General features: G+C 45.0%; 1 protein-coding gene. It reads left to right on the top strand.

Annotated elements, in window-relative coordinates; translation table 11 throughout:
* A partial coding sequence (locus ACTHSQ_RS11520) for a transposase (protein WP_440372123.1) occupies positions 1 to 218 on the top strand: 218 nt, incomplete at both ends.

Raw genomic sequence — 218 nt, 5'->3', positions numbered from 1 at the left:
CGGATAGCCTGAGCAGCTACGACAAGTTGGATGTGAGCGGTTTCATCCATTACCGCATCAACCATTCCAAGGAATTTGCCGACCGTCAGAACCACATTAACGGCATTGAGAATTTTTGGAATCAGGCAAAACGTGTCTTGCGAAAATACAACGGAATCGATCGCAAATCTTTCCCGCTGTTCTTGAAAGAATGCGAATTTCGATTTAACTTCGGCACA

Source organism: Neisseria sp. P0009.S008 (assembly GCF_051958615.1).
Taxonomy (GTDB): Bacteria; Pseudomonadota; Gammaproteobacteria; order Burkholderiales; family Neisseriaceae; genus Neisseria; species Neisseria subflava.
This window is presented reverse-complemented; position numbering and strand designations above follow the sequence as displayed.